Source organism: Rhizobacter sp. P1_G5, assembly GCF_056405435.1.
Window position 1 is genome coordinate 1 of the sequence record NZ_JBFUCB010000739.1, and the last position, 2,720, is coordinate 2,720.

Below are 2,720 nucleotides of genomic sequence, written 5' to 3' on the forward strand. Positions count from 1 at the left end.
TCCCCGAAGCACTCGCAGAACAGTGCGACACGCTGGTCTCGATCGGCGGCATCCAGTCGAACCAGACGCGCCAGGTCGCCGCGGTGGCGGCCCACCTCGGGATGAAGTGCGTGCTGGTGCAGGAAAACTGGGTCAACTATTCGGATGCCGTCTACGACCGCGTCGGCAACATCGAGATGTCGCGCATCCTGGGCGCCGACGTGCGGCTCGACGCGGCCGGATTCGACATCGGCATCCGCCCAAGTTGGCAGCAGGCGCTGGACGATGTGAGGCGTGCCGGCGGCAAGCCCTTCCCGATCCCGGCCGGTTGCTCGGAGCACCGGCTGGGCGGGCTGGGATTCGTCGGGTTCGCGGAGGAAGTGCGCGCCCAGGAAGCCTCACTCGGCTTCAGGTTCGACTACATCGTCGTCTGCTCGGTCACGGGCAGTACGCAAGCCGGCATGGTGGTCGGCTTTGCCGCCGACGGCCGTGCCGACCGCGTCATCGGCATCGATGCGTCGGCCAAGCCGGCACAGACCCGCGCGCAGATCCTGCGCATCGCGCAGAACACGGCCGAACTGGTGGCGCTGGGCCGGGCCATCACCGACCAGGACGTGGTGCTGGACACGCGCTTCGGCGGGCCCGAGTACGGGTTGCCGAGCGAGGGCACCCTGGAAGCGATTCGCCTGTGCGCGCGCCAGGAAGGCATGCTCACCGACCCCGTCTACGAGGGCAAGTCGATGCACGCGATGATCGAGATGGTGCGCCAGGGCGAGTTCCCTGAAGGATCGAAGGTGCTGTACGCGCACCTGGGCGGCGTGCCGGCGCTCAATGCCTACAGCTTCCTGTTTCGCAACGGCTGAACGGAAAAAGCCGGCAAGAAAAAACGGGCTAGACGCCTGAGCATCTAACCCGTTGTTCCATTTCTTGTTTTTGGTGCGGCTGGCAGGATTCGAACCCACGACCCCTTGGTTCGTAGCCAAGTACTCTATCCAACTGAGCTACAGCCGCTGAGCCTCGCAGTATAGCAGGCTTTTTTCAGATTCCCGCGACCGTTGCAGCCTGTCGATAGCAATCGGCCGTGCGCTCGACATCGCCCTGCTGCTCGGCCAGGTGCGCGAGCAGCACCCAGGCGTCGCGGCGCGCGGCCAGTGGCAGCTCTTCGGCATCGGCGGCCTGCTGCAGCAGCAGCCGCGCCTTGCCCCACAGCTCGCGCTGCGCCAGGGCGCGGCCCACCGCATGCGCCAGCGCCGGCTCGCGCGGGAAGGCCTGCAGCGAGGCTTCCAGCCGCGGCAGCCAGTCGGCTCCGATGCCGTCGATCGACGCGACCAGCGCCTCGGCCAGCGCACAGCGCTCGTCGATGCCCAGCTCGCCCAGCCGCTCCCAGAACGGCCGCAGCGCGTTGCGCGCATCCGCCTGCGCGCCGAACTTCGACAGCCGCGTCGCGGTGCGCGCCGCGACGAAAGGGTCGCGCCGGTCGACCGCCTCGAGCGACAGCCACACGCGCCGCACCTGGTCGGCATCGCGCGCGCCATCGAGCGACTCGAACGCGAGCGAGCGCAGCAGGCCTTGTGCCGCATCCTTCGAGAACGCCTGGTGCTTGGCCAGCAGGCGCGCGGTCTTCAGCGCCTCGTGCGGCTGGCGGGCCAGCCGCGTGGCCTGCAGGCGCAGGCGCAGCGCATGCGTGCGGCGCGCGACCCCGGGCGGCAGTTCGCCCAGCAGCTCGAGCGCACGCGCCGCATCGCGGTCGTCGAGCGCCCATTCGGCGGCCAGCAGGCGCGCGCCCTCCTCGGCCGGCCGCGCCAGGCCGCTGCGGCTCGACAGCTCGAGCGCCAGGCGCAGCTGTTCGTCGCGGCGGGCGCGGTCCTGCAACTTGTGCAGGCTGCCGGCGGCCAGCAGGTGGCCGAGCACGGTGAATTCGTTGTCCTGCACCAGGTCGGGCGTGTCGCTCTGGATCAGCAGCGCCCGCTGCGCCGATTTCTGCGCGCGGCTGTAGCGCCCGCCGAAGTACTGCGACAGCGCATCGCGCAACGCCGCCTGCGCGGTGCGGTCGCGGCGCGCGACGCGCCATTCGTGGGCCCGCCGCGGCAGCCCGATCAGCGCGTTGATCGCCTGGATCACCGCGACCAGCGCGAAGCAGGTCGCCACCAGTGCGATCAGGAACAGGTTCAGCGAGACGTCGAGCCGCCACGAGCCCCAGTAGAACGACGCCAGGCCGTCATTGGTGCCCAGCACCGAAGCGCTGACCACCGCCAGAGCGAACAACAGCACGAACCAGATGACGGCACGCATCGGGAAGGGGGACCTCAGGTCAACGGCCGGCCGTCGCGGTGGCCAGCGCCGCGAGCGTGTCGTCGGGCCGCGGCAGCACCACCTGGCGGGCGCCGGCCGACACCTGCTTCACCAGTTCGAGCGCCACCGTCGTGCGCCGCGAGCTGCGGTCGAAATAGCGTTCCAGCGCCTGCTGGGCGCTCTGCAGGTCGGCCTGCGCCGCGTCGAACTGGCGGCTCAGCACCGCCAGGCGCGCGTTCAGCAGGCGCAGCTTCAGGTTCTCGCGCAGGAAGAAGGCCTGCTCCGGCGCCAGCCACATCGCATCCGGGTTGTCGATGCGGTTCACGCGCACCAGCGAGCGGGTCTCGCCCCAGACGCGATCGAACAGCGCACCCAGGCGATCGGACAGCTCGGCCAGCCCGCCGCCCACCGGCGTCGGCGCGCCCTGGCCGGCCGGCGAGGCGCTGCGG

At 70.4% G+C, this 2,720-nt stretch carries 3 protein-coding genes and 1 tRNA gene; 1 reads left to right on the plus strand and 3 read right to left on the minus strand.

Annotation, left to right across the window (positions count from 1 at the left end):
* The coding region (locus tag AC1D12_RS30310) for a 1-aminocyclopropane-1-carboxylate deaminase (protein WP_477844949.1) at positions 1–842 on the plus strand (842 nt) is incomplete at its 5' end.
* Positions 843–913: 71 nt separating this feature from the next.
* Here the strand turns inward: AC1D12_RS30310 and AC1D12_RS30315 are convergent.
* The 3 genes from AC1D12_RS30315 to AC1D12_RS30325 all read right to left on the minus strand — a co-directional run.
* Positions 914–990, minus strand: a tRNA-Arg gene (locus tag AC1D12_RS30315).
* Positions 991–1,017: 27 nt separating this feature from the next.
* A complete protein-coding gene (locus tag AC1D12_RS30320) occupies positions 1,018–2,271 on the minus strand; it encodes a heme biosynthesis HemY N-terminal domain-containing protein (protein WP_047506966.1) in 1,254 nt (417 codons plus the stop codon).
* Positions 2,272–2,290: 19 nt separating this feature from the next.
* Positions 2,291–2,720: uroporphyrinogen-III C-methyltransferase (locus AC1D12_RS30325; RefSeq protein WP_477844950.1), on the minus strand; the 430-nt coding region annotated here is incomplete at its 5' end.

Excerpts from the sequence above, each read along its gene's own strand:
- AC1D12_RS30320 (WP_047506966.1), bottom strand. The coding sequence starts at position 2,271 with ATGCGTGCCGTCATCTGGTTCGTGCTGTTGTTCGCTCTGGCGGTGGTC.